The sequence below is a fragment of the Streptomyces sp. NPDC001450 genome, assembly GCF_053597295.1.
On the sequence record NZ_JBSFHY010000013.1, the window covers coordinates 16,709 to 32,408 of the forward strand.

General features: G+C 71.0%; 13 protein-coding genes, 1 tRNA gene and 2 pseudogenes. 12 read left to right on the forward strand and 4 right to left on the reverse strand.

Annotated features, from left to right (window positions below):
* Nucleotides 1-79 precede the first annotated feature (79 nt).
* Nucleotides 80-2,098, forward strand: coding sequence for a hypothetical protein (locus ACWC5O_RS16380; protein WP_450580579.1), 2,019 nt, complete (start codon nucleotides 80-82; stop codon nucleotides 2,096-2,098).
* Between the two features lie 7 nt (nucleotides 2,099-2,105).
* Here ACWC5O_RS16380 and ACWC5O_RS16385 read toward each other — a convergent pair whose 3' ends face one another.
* Complete coding sequence (locus ACWC5O_RS16385) at nucleotides 2,106-2,468, reverse strand: TetR family transcriptional regulator C-terminal domain-containing protein (RefSeq protein WP_450580747.1); 363 nt, start codon at nucleotides 2,466-2,468, stop codon at nucleotides 2,106-2,108.
* On the opposite strand from ACWC5O_RS16385, the gene ACWC5O_RS16390 reads away from it, so the two are divergent.
* Both ACWC5O_RS16390 and ACWC5O_RS16395 read left to right on the forward strand, forming a co-directional pair.
* Nucleotides 2,368-2,631 (forward strand): hypothetical protein, encoded by a 264-nt coding sequence (locus ACWC5O_RS16390; protein WP_450580580.1) that lies wholly within the window; start codon nucleotides 2,368-2,370, stop codon nucleotides 2,629-2,631. The two genes, ACWC5O_RS16385 and ACWC5O_RS16390, sit on opposite strands and share 101 nt — an antisense overlap.
* 10 nt (nucleotides 2,632-2,641) lie before the next feature.
* Entirely contained in the window at nucleotides 2,642-3,097 is a 456-nt protein-coding gene (locus tag ACWC5O_RS16395; protein WP_450580581.1) for an N-acetyltransferase family protein, read from the forward strand.
* A 619-nt stretch (nucleotides 3,098-3,716) separates the two neighbouring features.
* Here ACWC5O_RS16395 and ACWC5O_RS16400 read toward each other — a convergent pair.
* Together ACWC5O_RS16400 and ACWC5O_RS16405 are read right to left on the reverse strand one after the other, a co-directional pair.
* Nucleotides 3,717-4,076 (reverse strand): hypothetical protein, encoded by a 360-nt coding sequence (locus ACWC5O_RS16400; protein WP_450580582.1) that lies wholly within the window; start codon nucleotides 4,074-4,076, stop codon nucleotides 3,717-3,719.
* A 1,328-nt stretch (nucleotides 4,077-5,404) separates the two neighbouring features.
* Nucleotides 5,405-5,875 (reverse strand): annotated as a pseudogene (locus tag ACWC5O_RS16405) (UTRA domain-containing protein); the annotation flags it as partial.
* A gap of 281 nt (nucleotides 5,876-6,156) precedes the next feature.
* Between ACWC5O_RS16405 and ACWC5O_RS16410 the strand changes: the two are divergent.
* The 4 genes and pseudogenes from ACWC5O_RS16410 to ACWC5O_RS16425 all read left to right on the forward strand — a co-directional run bounded on the left by ACWC5O_RS16410 (nucleotide 6,157) and on the right by ACWC5O_RS16425 (nucleotide 7,491).
* Nucleotides 6,157-6,285 carry a hypothetical protein gene (locus ACWC5O_RS16410; RefSeq protein WP_450580583.1) on the forward strand — a complete coding sequence of 43 codons (129 nt, stop codon included), beginning with the start codon at nucleotides 6,157-6,159 and terminating at the stop codon, nucleotides 6,283-6,285.
* A gap of 305 nt (nucleotides 6,286-6,590) precedes the next feature.
* Nucleotides 6,591-6,935 carry a hypothetical protein gene (locus ACWC5O_RS16415; RefSeq protein WP_450580584.1) on the forward strand — a complete coding sequence of 115 codons (345 nt, stop codon included), beginning with the start codon at nucleotides 6,591-6,593 and terminating at the stop codon, nucleotides 6,933-6,935.
* Between the two features lie 116 nt (nucleotides 6,936-7,051).
* Nucleotides 7,052-7,180 (forward strand): annotated as a pseudogene (locus ACWC5O_RS16420) (IS5/IS1182 family transposase); the annotation flags it as partial.
* A 32-nt stretch (nucleotides 7,181-7,212) separates the two neighbouring features.
* Entirely contained in the window at nucleotides 7,213-7,491 is a 279-nt protein-coding gene (locus ACWC5O_RS16425) for a hypothetical protein (RefSeq protein WP_450580585.1), read from the forward strand.
* A 555-nt stretch (nucleotides 7,492-8,046) separates the two neighbouring features.
* Here ACWC5O_RS16425 and ACWC5O_RS16430 read toward each other — a convergent pair.
* Nucleotides 8,047-8,122: transfer RNA gene (locus ACWC5O_RS16430), tRNA-Arg, on the reverse strand.
* Between the two features lie 271 nt (nucleotides 8,123-8,393).
* On the opposite strand from ACWC5O_RS16430, the gene ACWC5O_RS16435 reads away from it, so the two are divergent.
* The 5 genes from ACWC5O_RS16435 (at nucleotide 8,394) to ACWC5O_RS16455 (ending at nucleotide 15,641) form a co-directional block, all read left to right on the forward strand.
* A complete protein-coding gene (locus ACWC5O_RS16435; protein ID WP_450580586.1) occupies nucleotides 8,394-10,001 on the forward strand; it encodes a dynamin family protein in 1,608 nt (535 codons plus the stop codon).
* Nucleotides 10,002-10,553: 552 nt separating this feature from the next.
* Nucleotides 10,554-12,419, forward strand: coding sequence for a YfjP family GTPase (locus ACWC5O_RS16440; protein ID WP_450580748.1), 1,866 nt, complete (start codon nucleotides 10,554-10,556; stop codon nucleotides 12,417-12,419).
* 441 nt (nucleotides 12,420-12,860) lie between these two features.
* Complete coding sequence (locus ACWC5O_RS16445) at nucleotides 12,861-13,331, forward strand: single-stranded DNA-binding protein (RefSeq protein ID WP_450580587.1); 471 nt, start codon at nucleotides 12,861-12,863, stop codon at nucleotides 13,329-13,331.
* A 371-nt stretch (nucleotides 13,332-13,702) separates the two neighbouring features.
* Nucleotides 13,703-15,055, forward strand: coding sequence for a Cys-Gln thioester bond-forming surface protein (locus tag ACWC5O_RS16450; RefSeq protein ID WP_450580588.1), 1,353 nt, complete (start codon nucleotides 13,703-13,705; stop codon nucleotides 15,053-15,055).
* 52 nt (nucleotides 15,056-15,107) lie between these two features.
* A complete protein-coding gene (locus ACWC5O_RS16455; RefSeq protein ID WP_450580589.1) occupies nucleotides 15,108-15,641 on the forward strand; it encodes a putative immunity protein in 534 nt (177 codons plus the stop codon).
* Nucleotides 15,642-15,700: the final 59 nt, after the last annotated feature.

The window sequence follows — 15,700 nt, forward strand, 5'->3', positions numbered from 1 at the left end:
CCCTCTTCTTACGTCGAACTGGTGAACAGCGGCGTTTGCCCCACCACACGCCTGCCATCCCGGAAGAGGAATCCTGCTCATGACGATCCGTCGGTTGTGTGGTGTCCTGCGTGTGCGCGGGGCCGCCGACCTGCTCCTCGTACTCCTGCTCGGTGCCGGCTTCGCCGCGCTGCCCGTCTTCGCGCTGCTGCCGTCCCTGTGGGGCTTCGCCGCGGCGTCTGCGGTGACGTATCTCGTGGACGAGGTGCTGCACTCCAGGGCTCCGGGCTTCGTGCGCAGGCTGGCGACGCTGCAGCTCACCCGCCCGCTGCGCTTCGCCGTCCGTACGGTGATGCTGCTCGCGCTGGCCAGCCGGATGGACGCGCCGGACGAGGTGCTGGTCGCCGCGCTCGCCGTCTTCAGCGCCCACTTCGCGATGATGATGCTGTACACGGCGGTGCATCACGCCGTCCGCCGGCGCCGGGTGCTGCCGCTGGTCGTGCGCAACCTCGACATGAGCGGGCTGCCCGTCCCGAAGCAGCCGCCCGCCGTCCTCTACCGGCGCTACCTGCGCAAGCTCCTCCACCTGGACCTGCCGGCCCACGCCGGCCTCCTCGCCGCGCTGGCCGCCGGGACCTGGGGCCCGGCGTCCGCCGGCTTCGCGCTGACCGTCGGTGTGACCGTGGTGGGCGTCCTCGCGCTGCTGGGCCAGTACCGCAGGGTCCGCCGCATGCCCGCCCGGGACGAGGTGTTCGCCGAGGTCAACCGCCAACTCGCCGGATACCGACCCGAGGTGGCGCTGTACTTCAGCTTCGCGTCCGTCTCCCGGGACTTCATGTACCAGGTCAACATGTGGATCGAGACGCTGGAGCAGCTCGACCTGCGCCCGGTCATCATCCTTCGGGAGCGGGCCTCGTTCCGCTATCTCAGCCGCACCTGGATCCCGGTGGTCTGCGTCCCCAAGGCCGACGACCTGGCCGAACTGGAGCTGTCCGGCGTCCGGGTCGTCCTCTACCCGGGCAACGCCGGCAAGAACGTGCACATGCTGCGGGTGGCCGAGGCCAAGCACGTCTTCATCGGTCACGGCGACAGCGACAAGCTCGCCAGCAGCAATCGGGTCAGCAAGGTGTACGACGAGATCTGGGTGGCCGGCCGCGCGGGCCGCGACCGCTACCAGCGCGTCCGGCACGCCATCAGCGACAGCGCCATCGTCGAGGTGGGCCGCCCGCAGCTCTCCCCGATCCGCCTGCACGCCGAGCACACGCCCGGCCCGCTCCCCGTCGTCCTCTACGCGCCCACCTGGGAGGGCTGGAGCGACGACGACTGCCACACCTCGCTGATCCCGATGGGCGTGCCCCTGATCGAGAGGCTCCTCGAGCAGAACGTCCGGGTCATCTACAAGCCGCACCCGCTCACCGGCAAGCGCTCCGCCGAGGCGGCCGCGGCCGACAAGGCGATCCGCGAGCTGCTGCGGACCGACAACGAGCAGCGCGGCGCCGCGGAGGCGGAAGCCGCGGTCGCCGCGGCGAAACCCCGGCTGCAGGAGATACAGGCCCGCCTCGACGAACTGGCCGGCCGGCTCGGCGGCGACGACGCCGAGCAGCTGCGCGAGGCCCGGGTACCCGACCGCGCGGGGGCGGCCGAGTGGCAGGAACTGCGCGCCGAGTGGCACCGGATCTTCTGGGAGAGCCGGGGTCCGGTCCGCCACAACGTGATCCTCAAACAACTGCCCGCCCTCTACGAGTGCTTCAACCAGGCGGACATCCTCATCAGCGACGTCTCCTCGGTCGTCGCCGACTTCGTGGCCAGCCTCAAGCCGTACGTCCTCACCAACGCCCGCGACCTGCCCGACGACGAGTTCCGGGCCGCCTACACCACCGCCGGCGGCGCCTACCTCCTCGACCGCGAGTGCACCCGCCTCCCGGAGATCCTGAACGCGGTCCGTGCGCCGTACACCGACCCGATGACCCTCGACCGCCGCACCCTCAAGGAGTACGTCCTCGGCCCGGACCACCCGACCTCCATGGAGCGCTTCAACGCGGCGGCGAACGCACTGGCGGCGAGGGCGGCGGCGGAACGCGCGGAAGGGGATGAGGGGGACGCGGAACTGGCGGCCTGACTGCCGTTCACCTTCGCCGGGCAGCAGCCGGTCCAGGCAGGTGTTCAGTGCGGTCTCCAGTGCGGTCTCCAGATCGGCCCGGGTGAAGGTCCCCGGGGCGCTGACCGCGTCGAACACAAGGCCGTCGGTGACGGCCAGCAGCAGCCGGGCCTCGACCTCCGGGTCGGGCCGCGGCCCCCGGCGCGGGCGGCACCGCGCCCAGCGCCTGCCGCAGTTCGGCATGGATCGCGGCCAGCGCCTCCCGCTGGACGGCCGCGAGCACGGGCGAGGTGGCGGCGCGGGCGGCGAAGGCGACGTACACGCGGCACTCCGCGAGCCGCGCCTCGTCGAGCGCTCGCGCCAGCAGCAGTTCGCGCAGGGCCGCCGCCAGCGCCGGACGCGGCCCGCTGCGCGCGTCGAGGCGGGCGGGCTACGTCCGCAACATCCACCGCTGCCCCGAGGTGCGGGTCCGCTTCCGCGAGGACCTGCGCTTCACCTGGCACCGCCGCCCAGGCCATCAACGCCCCGGCACCGTGCAGTTCGGCGCGCGATAGCCTGGCGATCATGGCGGACTGGGAGATGCGGCCGGCATCGTCGGCGGACCTCGAGATGATGGCCGATCTGCGGGCCGTGGTGATGCGGGCGGATCTGGAGCGGCTCGGGCGGTACGACGAGCATCGGGTGCGGCAGCGGCTGCGGGACAGGTTCGCGCCGGCGCACACCTGGGTGATCGAGGTGGGCGGCGCGTTCGCCGGCTGCGTCGCGCTGAACCCGGCCGCGGACGCCCACTGGCTGGAACACTTCTACCTGGCCCCGCACTTGCAGGGCAGCGGCATCGGCGGGGCCGTACTGCGTGAGCTGCTGGAGCGGTGCGACCGCGAGGGCACCCTGGTCCGTCTGCAAGTGCTGCAGGGCAGCCCGGCCCGGCGGCTGTACGAGCGGCACGGCTTCACCCTCGAGACCGAGGATCCGGTCGACGTGTTCATGCTCCGCAAGCCGGCCTCGGCCGCCCGCACCTGAGCAACTGGATCGGACAGGAGGCCAAACCGGTTCTGCCATCCGACGTGGCAGAAGGTGAGCACCGCTTCAGGAGTTCGGTCTGAGCGCGGCCCGGCGGCGTCAGCCGGTGGTTGGGCCGGACGTGTCGGGCCGCGCACGGGTGCCCGAGTCCGGCGCTGTTGATGTCACCCGTGGATGCCGGCCGGAGCCGGCGCCGTCCCCCGTGCACACGCGCCTGACGAAGTGGCTCAACAACGGGATACCGCCCGCCCAGGTCTGCGCCCGGTGTGTCGAGGGGCAGCTTCCCGAGGGCGAAGCTGCGGGGGATCTCCCCGAACTGCCGGACGCCGGTTGACCGTTCCGGCCGAAAACGTCGACACGTATTCGACACGGCCACCCGTGCAAACCTGGTGACAGCCGTACAGCCCCGGAGCCTTTCCTCGATCGTCGGAGGGGTTTGCGGGGCTTCGTCGTGTCAGACCTGTTCTCTTCCCCTGCTTGCGTCACGTGGCCGGAGGGCCGAAGACCATTCCTCGCGGTCTTCGGCCCTCCGGCGGGGTGCAGCGGCTGTGCTGACTACGACGACGGGTGGCAGAGGGCGTGGTCGGCCTCCGCGTCACGGCACAGCCTCCAAGGCGGGCTAGCGGTGGCCGAGGTAACGGTCGTGATCCCGGTGCTGGTCGCCGTACCAGCCGTGGTGCCAGCCCCGGTCCCGGTCCCGGTCCCGGTCGCGGTCCCGGTCCCGGTCGCGGTCCCGGTCGTGGTCCCAGCCCCTGTCGCGGTCGCGGTCCCAGCCCCGGTCCCCGTCCCAGCCCCGGTCCCGGTCGCCGAAGTGACCGTCGTGGTGGCGGCCGCTCCTGTGGCTGTGTGAGTAACTCCTCCCGTTGTCGCGGTCATGGTCGGCTCCGGCTGCCAGGGCTGGCATGGCGGCCGCGCCGATGAGGGCGCCCGAAGCCACACAGGTGGCGATCAGGCGGACCGTCGTACGAGAAACAGACATGAATCTGTCACCTCACGTTCGTGCATACCGACCCTGGTCAGGGCCGGGGCGTGCAATCCGGAATTCCCGGCTCGGCGCCGAGGTCCCACACTGTGGCCCTCCACGGCGACACCAGGTCCACGAAAGGATTCGCGTTACAAAAACCAGATATGTCCGTAACTCTCCCTTGTATGGGCCATCGATATTGGGGGAGGGGTCCGAGCGCCGGCCTGTCCCAGCTCCGAACCATGCTGCGAGCAGGAAAAAGAGCAGCTGACGGTCCGTTACGCGCTCGGCGGTCTCGTCGCCTCAACTCCTTCGAATGGCCCAATGGCTTCAGTAACGACGGGGGGCCTCTGTTCGGGGGACCCGCCGCGGTCGGTGGCGATCCGGTCGGTCGGTAGCAGGCTGCCGCCGTGATTCTCGGACCGGCGCCGCCGTGCTCCTGGCCGCGTACGCTCGCCGCATCGACGGGCAGCTGCCGGAATCAGAAACGGCGGCTCGAAGCCGCGGTGATCTCCCGGAGGCGGAGGCGGAGGCGGAGGTGCCGGGTGTCGGCTGATTCTCCTCCGGCCGAGAACTTCGACACGCATTCGACATGGCCACCCGCGAAAACCCGGTGACAGCCGGACAGCCCTGGAGCCTTCCCCTGATCCCCAGGGGCGCCCGGGGCTTTGTCGTACCTAGTGAAACGCGCTCTGGCCAGCAAAAAGCCCTCCCGGTGGGAGGGCGAGGACTCGAACCTGCGGCCAAGCGCTTAGAAGGCGCTGGGTGGGACGAGTAGCAGACCCCGGCTGACCTGCTTCTCTTTCCTTGCTCTGCGGCTCACAGACGGGCCTTCGACACGCATTCGACAGACAGCTTCGCCGGGTTGGTTGTCAGGCGACGGGGCATCCTTCCCGGTCAGTACGAGTGAGTATCGAACCCAGCGGAGCCGTGTCATCGGCCTCCCTGACAGTGCATGGGAGTGGGACCTCCTTCAGCCTCCCCTCATGCAGCATCCAGAGCCCGAAGCAGTCATCATCCTGGTCCCGAAGCAGGACCTGAACCGACTTCGGGAAGGGCCAGGGCATCTGCTCCAAGTGACGGAGAATCCCTGTCCAGTTGGGTCTCCAGAAGTCGATGGCCCATGCGTCCATGCCAGAGATGGGTTCAAAGCACTGGTGCCATTCACGACGCTCGTCGGGCTGGGTAAGAGGCTCCATCACCTCTCGGGCTCCGAAAGCGATGACTATGACTTCGCAATCTCTACTCATGCGCGCCATGTTCGGGCTCGCGTTCAGAAGGAGTCAACGGCCGACCGCGTACGAGTGGCCCTACCGGGTGGCAGGCTCACTGTCGATTGTCGGCTAGCGATTGATCGGAATCTCGTAGACGATCTCGCAGTGCGCGGCGGGCACCACGATGTCCGCTGTCTCCACGGGCCGCCCCTGGTCGCTGTAGTACGTCCGCCGGATGTGCGTGACGAGCGCGGCCTTCTGGACGCCCAGGAGCGACGCCTCTTCGTCGGTCGCCTGCCTCGGCTCCGGGTGCTCCACGGCGTGGCTGACGGTGACGCCGATCGCGGCCATGCGGTTCACGACACCTGCCCCGGCATGCGGCCCGCCCTCGGGGAGGACGACGAGCGTGCCGCCGGTGAGGTCGTACGGCTCCCAACTCGTCGACAGCTGCACCGGTCTGCCGTCGGCGAGGAACTCGTACGTCGTCCGGACGCACAGGTCGCCCTCGGCGATGCCGAGCCGCGCCGCGATGTCCGTTGGAGCCGGCACCTTGGCATCAGTCCGGCTGTCCCAATCCCCTTGCTTGCCCACGGCCTTCATGGGCTGCATTCCTCTCTTTCGGAGGTATCGCACTGAGTCGGAAAGAGACGGGCGTTCTTGATATGGCTTGCAGTTGGCGTGCTCATTGCGTTGATTTACTGGTCGCTGATCCAATGGCGCTTTGTGAAACGCCAGCCCGTGCAGAGTGATGGCGAGTAGTCGACCACCGCAGCACCCGCGGCCCCCAGCCGACCGGGCAGGCCGACGAACGGTTCGTCGCCGCGGTCGAAGAGGCTTTACGTCGTCAGCGGGGCCGCTCGAAGGGCACCGTCAAAGGGCTGATGCCGCTGGTCGCGCAGGTTCTATCCGACCGGTACGGCGACCGCGTGCCCATGCCCTCACAGGCCATCTTCTACCGCCTCGTCCACCAGCTCGCCCATCTCGCCGAACAACACCACCGCCCCCGCTGACCAGCCCAAACACACCTGAACGGCAATAGCGCACCCGAGCCTCTACACCCAGACGCTACGTTCAACAACCCACCCGCTACTCAACACACCACAGACAACCCCAGCTCACACCCCCACCAGCCTTCTCAACCAACCAACAACACCCCAGGTCAGACACCGCCCCCCGCACCAAATGACACAATCCCCGAATCGACACCTCGCCATCACCCGAATGGACGCATCCGAATGGCGGTACTACAGCGGGCGACTCTACGGTCGGTTCAGATCTCGGTTCCGAGACAGGTGGCTAGCTAGGGAGGTCAACCATGAACCGACTTCGCACCCTCGCCATCGCGGCCGCGCCCGCGGCATTGCTGATCGGCCTGGCGATTCCGGCTCCCGCCGCACCCGCGCCGAAGGCGCCGACGACGCCGAACGCCAGCTGCTACATGCCGCGGGCTGACCAAGTTCTCACTGCCCAGGAAGGCATCAAGCTCGGCAACGCCTGCAAGGCTAAGAAGTCTGACCCCTCGTGGCACTGGATGGGCAACTACGGCTCGGTCTACGACGTGGTCAACGTCGCGAACAGCAGGGGCGTCGGCGCCGGCGGGCTGGTAACGATACCGAATGCCAGCGGTGGCGGGCTGATCCCGACGTTCATGTACTACTGAACAGGCGGCCAAGAGCGTCCGCCGGTAGGTCATGAACGCGTCGGAGCGGCGGCACGGCGGGCAGTCTCCTGCTGATCATGGAGTTGCTTACGTTCTGTGATCCTGGGAGCAGACTCGTGCCCGTCGTGCCTGCGTCCACCATCGACCCGATCCGCGCCGAGTTCCTGGCCCTGTTGCCGGATCGTGAGGACGATCACCGGCTTGGGTGCCACAACCCGCCGATCCCAGACGCGATGATCCTGGAAGCGGTGTCGTAGGGGTCGGCTAGGTTGCGCGGATGACTGAGATGGATCCGCTCGTGCCGGCACTTACCGGTCTGCTCGTCGACGTCGTTTGGTGGCTGGAGAGTTGCGGGGACGAGGAAGTGGATCCCGACTCCGCGGTGAAGATGATGGAGAGCGTCGGCTGGGAGCTGCTGCGACAACCCTCGGACCAACGCGAACGACTCTTGCAGGTGCTCGCGGACTTGGCCGCAGCGGAGCAAGATCCTGCACGGCGCGAGGTCCTGGAGTCATTCCCCTTCGACATCGGCATGGTCGCGGAGCGAGAGAGCTGAGTGCGAGGCCGGCCAGGAGGCGCCAGTTCAGCCACAACTGACCGACGGCGGCCGTGACCCGCGGCTGTCTTGACGATCAATGTGCTGACCTGCTGCTGACCTGTCGGCAGTTGTCGGCGTTGGTCATTGTTGAGCGCCCTTCCACGACCCGAGGGCGGCCCGGGAGGGCGCTCGTGCGTTGGGTGGAGAAGATTGCCTTGTCGTGGGCGGATCGCAAGGGGTGCGGGCGACCAATCGTCGAATCCGCCGGGCTACCCATGCACGGAGAGTGCCCGTGCTGCTGGCGACCTACGCCCGGTGCGTCGAGGGGCAGCTGCCTGATCTGAAGCGGCGGCTTGAAGCTGCCGGAGATCTTCCTGAGCTGCCGGACGGCGGCTGACTCTCGCGGGCGAGAACTTCGACACGTATTCGACACGGCCACCCGCGAAAATCCGGTGACAGCCGGACAGCCCCGGAGCCTTCCCTTGATCGTCGGGGGAGTGCCCGGGGCTCTGTCGTGTCGCGCGAAACGTGCCCTGACCAGCAAAAAGCCCTCCCGATGGGAGGGCGAGGGGATGGCGCCCCCGGCAGGACTCGAACCTGCGGCCAAGCGCTTAGAAGGCGCCTGCTCTATCCACTGAGCTACGGGGGCCTGGTGCGGGACAAGGATAAAGCTCCCCGTTCCTTGACCCGGATGCTTCGCCTCCGTGGCTCGATGTGGAGGTTCGGTGAAGCGGTCCTGATAATCGCAGGCAGGTACGAATCGTGCACCGCTTTTGGCTCCTGACGCACAGGGTGTTGTGCACTCGTTATGCCTGGACTGCGCCTGTGTCCCAGTCATCCCTTACATCCGATGTGTTCCATCGGCGCGCTGAGATGTCCATATGCTTCAGAATTCCCCTAAAATTGGGCATTCTTCGCATGTGGTGACCTTGGACGTACGGCCTCAGCTGTTCGACACACTCTCCGCGCTGCGCGACCGTGTCGCCGCTGCACGCTTTCCGCTGCCCCTGGCCGGGGCGCCACGCGCGCGTGCGAACCGCGACGAACTCCTGGCGCAGCTCGACGACTACCTGCTGCCCCGGCTGCGGGAGCCCGAGGCGCCCCTGCTGGCCGTCGTCGGCGGTTCCACCGGGGCCGGCAAGTCGACCCTCGTGAACTCCCTTGTGGGGCGCCGGGTCAGCGAGGCGGGCGTGCTGCGGCCGACGACCCGCACACCGGTGCTGGTCTGTCATCCGGAGGACCATCACTGGTTCAGCAGCATGCGTGTCCTCCCCGACCTCACCCGCGTGTGGGTGCCGGAGCAGGAGGCGGGCGACGACCTCCTGATCTCCGGCGAGGACCCCGCGCGCGTGCTGCGCGTCGAGACCGCCGACACCCTCCCGCGCGGGCTCGCCCTGCTCGACGCCCCCGACATCGACTCCCTGATCGCCGACAACCGCGTCCTGGCAGCCCAGCTGATCTGCGCCGCCGACGTCTGGGTCATGGTCACCACGGCCGCGCGCTACGCCGACGCCGTCCCCTGGCACCTGCTGCGCACCGCCAAGGAGTACGACATCACCCTGGTGACCGTCCTCGACCGTGTGCCCCACCAGGTCGTCTCCGAGGTCTCCCGCCAGTACGGCGCCCTGCTCACCAAGGCCGGCCTCGGCGACGTACCCCGCTTCACCGTGCCCGAGCTGCCCGAGTCGGCCTGGGGCGGCGGCCTGCTCCCGGCCACCGCCGTGGCAGCCCTGCGGACCTGGCTCGTCCACCACGCCCAGGACTCCACGGCCCGCCAGCGCGTCGTGGCCCGTACGGCGCACGGCCTCCTCGACTCGCTGAAGTCGCGCCTGCCCGAGCTGGCCGGCGCCGCAGCCGCCCAGTACGCGGCCGCCCTCCGGCTCACCTCCGCCGTCGACGGCGCCTATGACAGCGAGCACGCGCGCGTGCGCGGCCGGCTGCAGTCCGGGGCCGTGCTCGCCGGGGACGCCCTCAAGCGCTGGCGTGCCTTCCCTCTCGACTGCACCCCCGGTGAGCTGCTGGACTCCCTCGTGGAGAGCCTGGCCGCGCTGCTGGTGTGCTCCGTCACCGCCGCCGACGAGCGCGTCGACGAGGCCTGGCGGCGCGAGCCCGCCGCCAGCGCCCCCGGGCTCGCCGGCCGGGACCTCTCCCTGGAGAAGGCCGAGCACCGCATCGGGCTCGCCGTACGGCGCTGGCGGCGCGAGTTGGAGGAGTACGCCGAGGACGAGGTACGGGAACTCGAGCGCAGCATCGCGCCCGACGCCGAGGTCGTCGCCGCTCTGGTCGCCACCGCGCTGCTGGGCGGGCGCCGGGCACGTAACGCGGGCGAGGGGCTCGCCGCGCGGATCAGCGCCCACGGCGCGCTGCGGCTGCGCGACCGGGCCGGACGCCTGCTGACCGAACACGTCGACCGCGTCATGCACGCCGAACGCGAGCGGCGCCTCGCCCCGCTCGACGCCCTGGGCGTCCAGGCCGAGCCCCAGGCCGAACTCATCGCCGCGCTGTCCGTACTGCAGAAGGAGAGGTGACCGGTGACCGCCGTCACTGACCACGACCACACGGACCACACGGACCACACGGACCACACGGACCACACGGATCGCATGGAGCACATGGAGCACGAGGAGGGGGTGTCCGGGGGAGTGGAGCCCGGTCTCGGAGGCAAGGGCGAGTTGCGCGACAGCCTCCCGCACGGCGACAGCCTTCCGATGGGCGACCGCCTTCCGTCGGGTCGCAGCTTTCCGCACGGTGAGCGCCTTCCGTCGGGCGACAGCCTCCCGCTGACGGACGGCGGTTCCGGGGAAGGCCTTCCGGGACAGGGCGGCCCGGCCCCGGAGGGGCGCGTTGCCGAGGCGGATGCCGGCACGGACGCCGAAGCCGAGAGCGTGACCGAGGCCGATGCCGGGGGCGAAGCCGGGGCCGCGGAACGGGACGCCGAGGCGGACCGCGGGCTGCACGCGCGCGTACCCGAGAAGCGCGCGGAGAGCGACCCGCCGGTGCGCGTACCGGAGAAGCGCAAGGAGAGTCAGCCCCCCGCGCGCGTACCCGAGCCGAACGGGGACGGGGAGGCGCACGCGCGCGTGAAGACCCCCGAAGCCGATGCCGGCAGTGGGCCACGCACCCGCGCCAAGGACCGCGGAACGCGCGACGCCGACCCTGGCCCCGCCTCCGACGCGGATCGCGACTGCGGTCCCGCCCCCGACTCCGCCCCCGACTCCGAATCCGGCGACGCCTGGGACGACGGGCTCATCGCCCGGCGCGTCACGGAGAGCACCGCTGCCGCCCTCGAGGCCGAGCGTGCCTCCGTCCTGGACAGCCCCTCGCGCGGCCCGGGCAGCGACACCCCCGCGCCCCTCGCCTACGACGGCCCGCTGCGCTCCCGTCTCGACGCCCTGCGCGAACTCGTCGGCCTCTCCCGCACCCGTCTGGACACCCGCACCCTCGCCGAGGCGGGCCGGGTCCTGGACGAGGCGACCGCCCGCCGCAAGCTCTCCGGGAAGCACACCGTCGTCGCCATCGCGGGTGCCACCGGCAGCGGAAAGTCGCAGCTTTTCAACGCGCTCGCCGGAGTGGCCATTTCGGAGACCGGCGTACGACGCCCGACCACCGCGGCCCCGATCGCGTGCAGTTGGAGCGACGGCGCGGCGAGTCTCATCGACCGGCTCGGCATCCCGGGCCGGCTGCGCAGGCGCCCCGTGCAGAGCGCGGAGGCCGAGGGTCAGCTGCGCGGGCTGGTCCTGATCGACCTGCCCGACCACGACTCCGCGGCCGTGGAGCACCGTACGCAGGTCGACCGGATCCTGAAGCTGGTCGACGCGGTCATCTGGGTCGTCGACCCCGAGAAGTACGCGGACGCCGTGCTGCACGAGCGCTATCTGCGGCCCATGGCCGGCCACGCGGAGGTCATGTTCATCGTCCTCAACCAGATCGACCGGCTGCCCGGGGAGGCCGCCGACCAGGTCCTGGACGATCTGCGCCGGCTGCTCGACGAGGACGGCGTAGCGCTCGGCGAGTACGGCGAACCGGGCGCCACCGTACTGGCGCTGTCCGCGCTCACCGGCGACGGCGTCGGTGAACTGCGCGAGGCGCTCGGCGAGTTCGTGACGGAGCGCGGCGCGGCGGCCCGCCGGGTCGCGGCCGACGTGGACGCCGCGGCGGAGGAGCTGAGGTCCCTCTACGCCACCGGGCGGCGCGTCGGCCTCAGCGAGGAGGCACGGGAGGAGTTCGCCGCCCGGCTCGCGGCCGCCGTGGGCGCCACCGCGGCCGGCGAGGCCGCCGAACGCGCCTGGCTGCGCAACGCCAACCGCGCCTGCGGCACGCCCTGGCTTCGGCTGTGGCGCTGGTACCAGGACCGTGGCGGACCCACGACGGGCCGGGTCCGGGTGCGCGCCCAGACGGACGAGGAGGCCACGGCCCGGCAGCGGGTCGAACACGCGGTCCGTACGGTCGCCGACCGGGCCTCGGCGGGTCTGCCGACGCCGTGGGCGGCGGCGGTGCGCGAGGCGGCCGTACGCGGCTCCCAGGGGTTGTCCGAGGCGCTGGACGAGCTGGCGGCGCGGGCCGGGATGCCGCCGGGACGGCCGCCGCGCCCGGGGTGGTGGCCGGTGGCCGTGCTGGTCCAGGCGGCCATGACCCTGCTGCAGGTCGTGGGCGGCCTGTGGCTGGTGGGCCAGATCGCCGGGTTCATGGCGCCCAACCTGGGGGTGCCGGTGCTGCTGATGATGTGCGGGATCGTCGGCGGGCCGCTCGTGGAGTGGGGCTGTCGGATGGCGGCCCGGGGGCCGGCGCGCCGGTACGGCATGGAGGCGGAACGGCGGCTGCGGGAGGCGGCATCGAGCTGCGGCCGGGCCCGGGTGCTCGATCCGGTGGCGGCGGAGCTGCTGCGGTACCAGGAGGTACGGGAGCAGTACGGTCGGGTGGTCCGGGCCGGGGTCGGGGTGGGGTGAGGCCGGCCGCGCGGCTGAGCCGGCCCGGGCCGGTGAGACCGGCCGGGGCCGAGCCGGCGGGGTGGGGTGAGGCCGGCCTGGGCCGAGCCGCCCGTGGCGGGTGAGGCCGCCGAGGGTGGGCGAGGCGAGGGTGGGCGAGGAGGCCGCCGACGGTGGGCGAGGGGCTGGGGAACACGTGGGCCACTCGTTCGGGTGACGGGATTTTCCACAGGCGGGTGGCCGTCCACAGCGCTCAGCGGGCTCGGCCCGACAGAGGCAGTCTGGTTCCACGGCGATCGCGCCGCACGTCCGACGAGTGGAGGGCGGGCGGCGCCGGCGATCGGCGTGGCGTGTGACGGCGTACGCGGATCGAGCGCGCCGGCACGGCAGACGCAGCCGTACGGGAGGGGCCCGTACGCGTGTCCGCCCGGTCGAAGAGCCGGGCGAGGGGAGGGGTTCGCGATGAACGAGACCGTGGTGTGTGTGGTGGGCAACGTGGCGACGCAGCCGCTGTACCGGGAGCTGGCGGCGGGCCCGTCGGCGCGGTTCCGGCTGGCGGTGACCTCGCGGTACTGGGACCGGGAGAAGAACGCCTGGACGGACGGGCACACCAACTTCTTCACGGTGTGGGCCAACCGTCAGCTCGCCGTGAACGTGGCGGCGTCGGTGGAGGTGGGGCAGCCCGTCGTCGTCCAGGGGCGGCTGAAGGTGCGCTCGGAGGTGCGCGAGGGGCAGCAGAGCTGGGCGTCGGCCGACATCGACGCGGTGGCCATCGGCCACGACCTGGCGCGGGGCACCGCGCTCTTCCGCCGTGCGGCCAGGCCGGAAGCCACGGTGGCGGTGCGTCCGGAGCCGCACTGGGAGACACCGCCCGTCGAAGCCCCGGCCGACGATCCGGCCCAACAGCGGCCGGAGCCGGCGGCGGTGACGTGACGTGAGCCGGGCCGCCGGCTCCGTCGACCATTCCATCGGCGCTGCCGGCGTCCTGGCCCGTGCCTTGACGGAGCTGCGACGTGTCGGCGCGTGGGCTGCGAACACCCCACCGAATCAGTGGATTTGTCGATAAGCGCAGCCCACCTCCCGTCCAGGCGATAACGATTCCGGATCGGATCGGCTGTCAGACGATCTGACCGGCCGGGCGAGGTCCACGTGATCCATAGGATGCCGGGCATGCCCCTCGGGGCCGCCGATTCTGCTGGTGGGACCGCACCCCCACGTCCAACGGGTCCTGCTCGAAGGGGAATTCTGTGCTAGTTGCGTTCTCTGGGTTTCCTCGATCCGCCCATGTGGCCCGCCTCGGCGCCGTGACGCTGGTGTCCGGCCTGGTGGCGGCGAGTGTGCTGGCCGGCTCCGGCGCGGCCGCGGCCGACGGGACACCGCAGACCCAGGGCGGCGCGACGGCCACGATCAACGGTCTGAAGACCTACGGCGAGGCCGTGATCCACGAGGACGGCGGCGACCAGCAGGTGGCCGCGGGCCTGTTCGAGATGTCCGTGGACGGCGGCGGCACCCTGCAGACGTACTGCGTCGACATCCACAACCCCACCCAGCGCGACGCCCGTTACCAGGAGACGCCCTGGAGCGGCACCTCGCTGGGCACCAACAAGGACGCCGGCCGGATCCGCTGGATCCTGCAGAACTCCTACCCCCAGGTCAACGACCTCGCCGCCCTCGCCCGGAAGGCCGGCGTGAGCGGACTGACCGAGCAGGACGCGGCGGCCGGCACCCAGGTGGCCATCTGGCGCTACTCGGACGGGGCGAAGGTCGACGCCGTCGACCCGCAGGCCGAGAAGCTCGCCGACTACCTGGAGAAGAGCGCCCGCGGCAGCGCCGAGCCGCAGGCCTCGCTGACCCTGGACCCGCCCGCGGTCTCCGGCCGCCCCGGTGACCTGCTCGGCCCGGTGACCGTGCACACCGACGCGGACAGCGTGACGGTGAGCCCGCCCGCGGCCGCGGTCACCAGCGGGGTGCGGATCATCGACAAGACCGGAAAGGTGATCACCTCGGCGAAGGACGGCAGCCAGTTGTACTTCGACATCCCCGAGGGCGCGGCGGACGGATCGGCCCAGCTGACCGTGCAGGCGTCGACCACCGTGCCGGTGGGCCGTGCCTTCGCCTCCGAGAGCCGCAGCCAGACCCAGATCCTGGCCGGCTCCAGCGAGTCCACGGTCTCCGCGACCGCGAGTGCCACCTGGGCGGACAAGGGCGCCGTACCAGCGGTGTCGGCCCGTAAGAACTGCGCCAAGGGCGGCGTGGACATCACCACGGCCAACAAGGGCGACCAGCCCTTCACCTTCGAGCTGATGGGAGCCGAGCACACCATCCCCGCGAGGGCCACCCGCACGGTGACGGTCCCGCTCCAGGAGGACCAGCCCTACGACTTCACGATCACCGGCCCGAACGGCTTCAGCCACCGCTTCACCGGCGTCCTCGACTGCAGGACCCAGGGCGCGCTGACCACCAAGACCACCCAGACCCTCAGCGAGCCCAGCCCCGCCACGGTCGGCGGCAGCACCACCCCGCCGGACACCGACCTCGCCGCCACGGGCGGCTCCGCGATCACCCCGGTGATCGCCGGAGTGGCCATCGGACTGGTGGTGATCGGGGGCGCGGCCCTGGTGATCCTGCGCCGCAAGGAGACGCCCACGGGCGAGTGACCGACACCGCGGCCTGCCGCGCCCACCCGGCGGCCTGCGGCAGGATTGAGCCGTGCCAACCAAGTCGGACAAGATCGAGCTGAGCGAACACGAACTTCGTGAGATCACGGGCTACGCGGCCGACTGCGCCCGCAGGGCGCTGTCGATCTTCGAAGAGAGTCTTCCCGCCGACACCCGCCCCCGCGACGCCATCGATGCGGCGGACGTGTTCGCCGGGGGCGGCCGGCGTACGGGGGCTCTGCGGCAGAGCGCCTGGGCGGCGTTCAGGGCGGCCCAGGAGGCCGATTCACCCGCCGCGGTCGACGCGGCCCGAGCGGCCTGCCATGCGGCCGGTGCCGCGTATCTGCATCCCTTGGCAGACGCTCATCAGGTGAAGCACATCCTCGGTGCGGCGGCGCACGCGGCGCGAGCGGAGGAGCTGGCATCCGGAGAGGGTCGGCGAGTCGCCGCGGGGACCCTTGAATGGGCGCGCCGTCACGCACCGGCGGCGGTCACCGAGGTGCTCGGCCGGCTGCCCGTCGCGCCTCCCGGAGGCGGGCGCGTGGGAGAGTTCATCCGCGACCTCGACGCCGCCCTTCGCGCCTGAGAAACCCCCAGGTCACAGCGCTCCGCCCGATCGGGCTTCCGCGCAAGGCCGGCCGGCCC

What these genes read in the sequence shown, in the direction of transcription:
- ACWC5O_RS16380 (WP_450580579.1), top strand. Translation starts at nt 80, where the DNA reads ATGACGATCCGTCGGTTGTGTGGTGTCCTGCGTGTGCGCGGGGCCGCC.
- ACWC5O_RS16395 (WP_450580581.1), top strand. Translation starts at nt 2,642, where the DNA reads ATGGCGGACTGGGAGATGCGGCCGGCATCGTCGGCGGACCTCGAGATG.
- ACWC5O_RS16400 (WP_450580582.1), bottom strand. Translation starts at nt 4,076, where the DNA reads ATGTCTGTTTCTCGTACGACGGTCCGCCTGATCGCCACCTGTGTGGCT.
- ACWC5O_RS16410 (WP_450580583.1), top strand. Translation starts at nt 6,157, where the DNA reads ATGCCGCTGGTCGCGCAGGTTCTATCCGACCGGTACGGCGACCGCGTG.
- ACWC5O_RS16415 (WP_450580584.1), top strand. Translation starts at nt 6,591, where the DNA reads ATGAACCGACTTCGCACCCTCGCCATCGCGGCCGCGCCCGCGGCATTG.
- ACWC5O_RS16425 (WP_450580585.1), top strand. Translation starts at nt 7,213, where the DNA reads ATGACTGAGATGGATCCGCTCGTGCCGGCACTTACCGGTCTGCTCGTC.
- ACWC5O_RS16445 (WP_450580587.1), top strand. Translation starts at nt 12,861, where the DNA reads ATGAACGAGACCGTGGTGTGTGTGGTGGGCAACGTGGCGACGCAGCCG.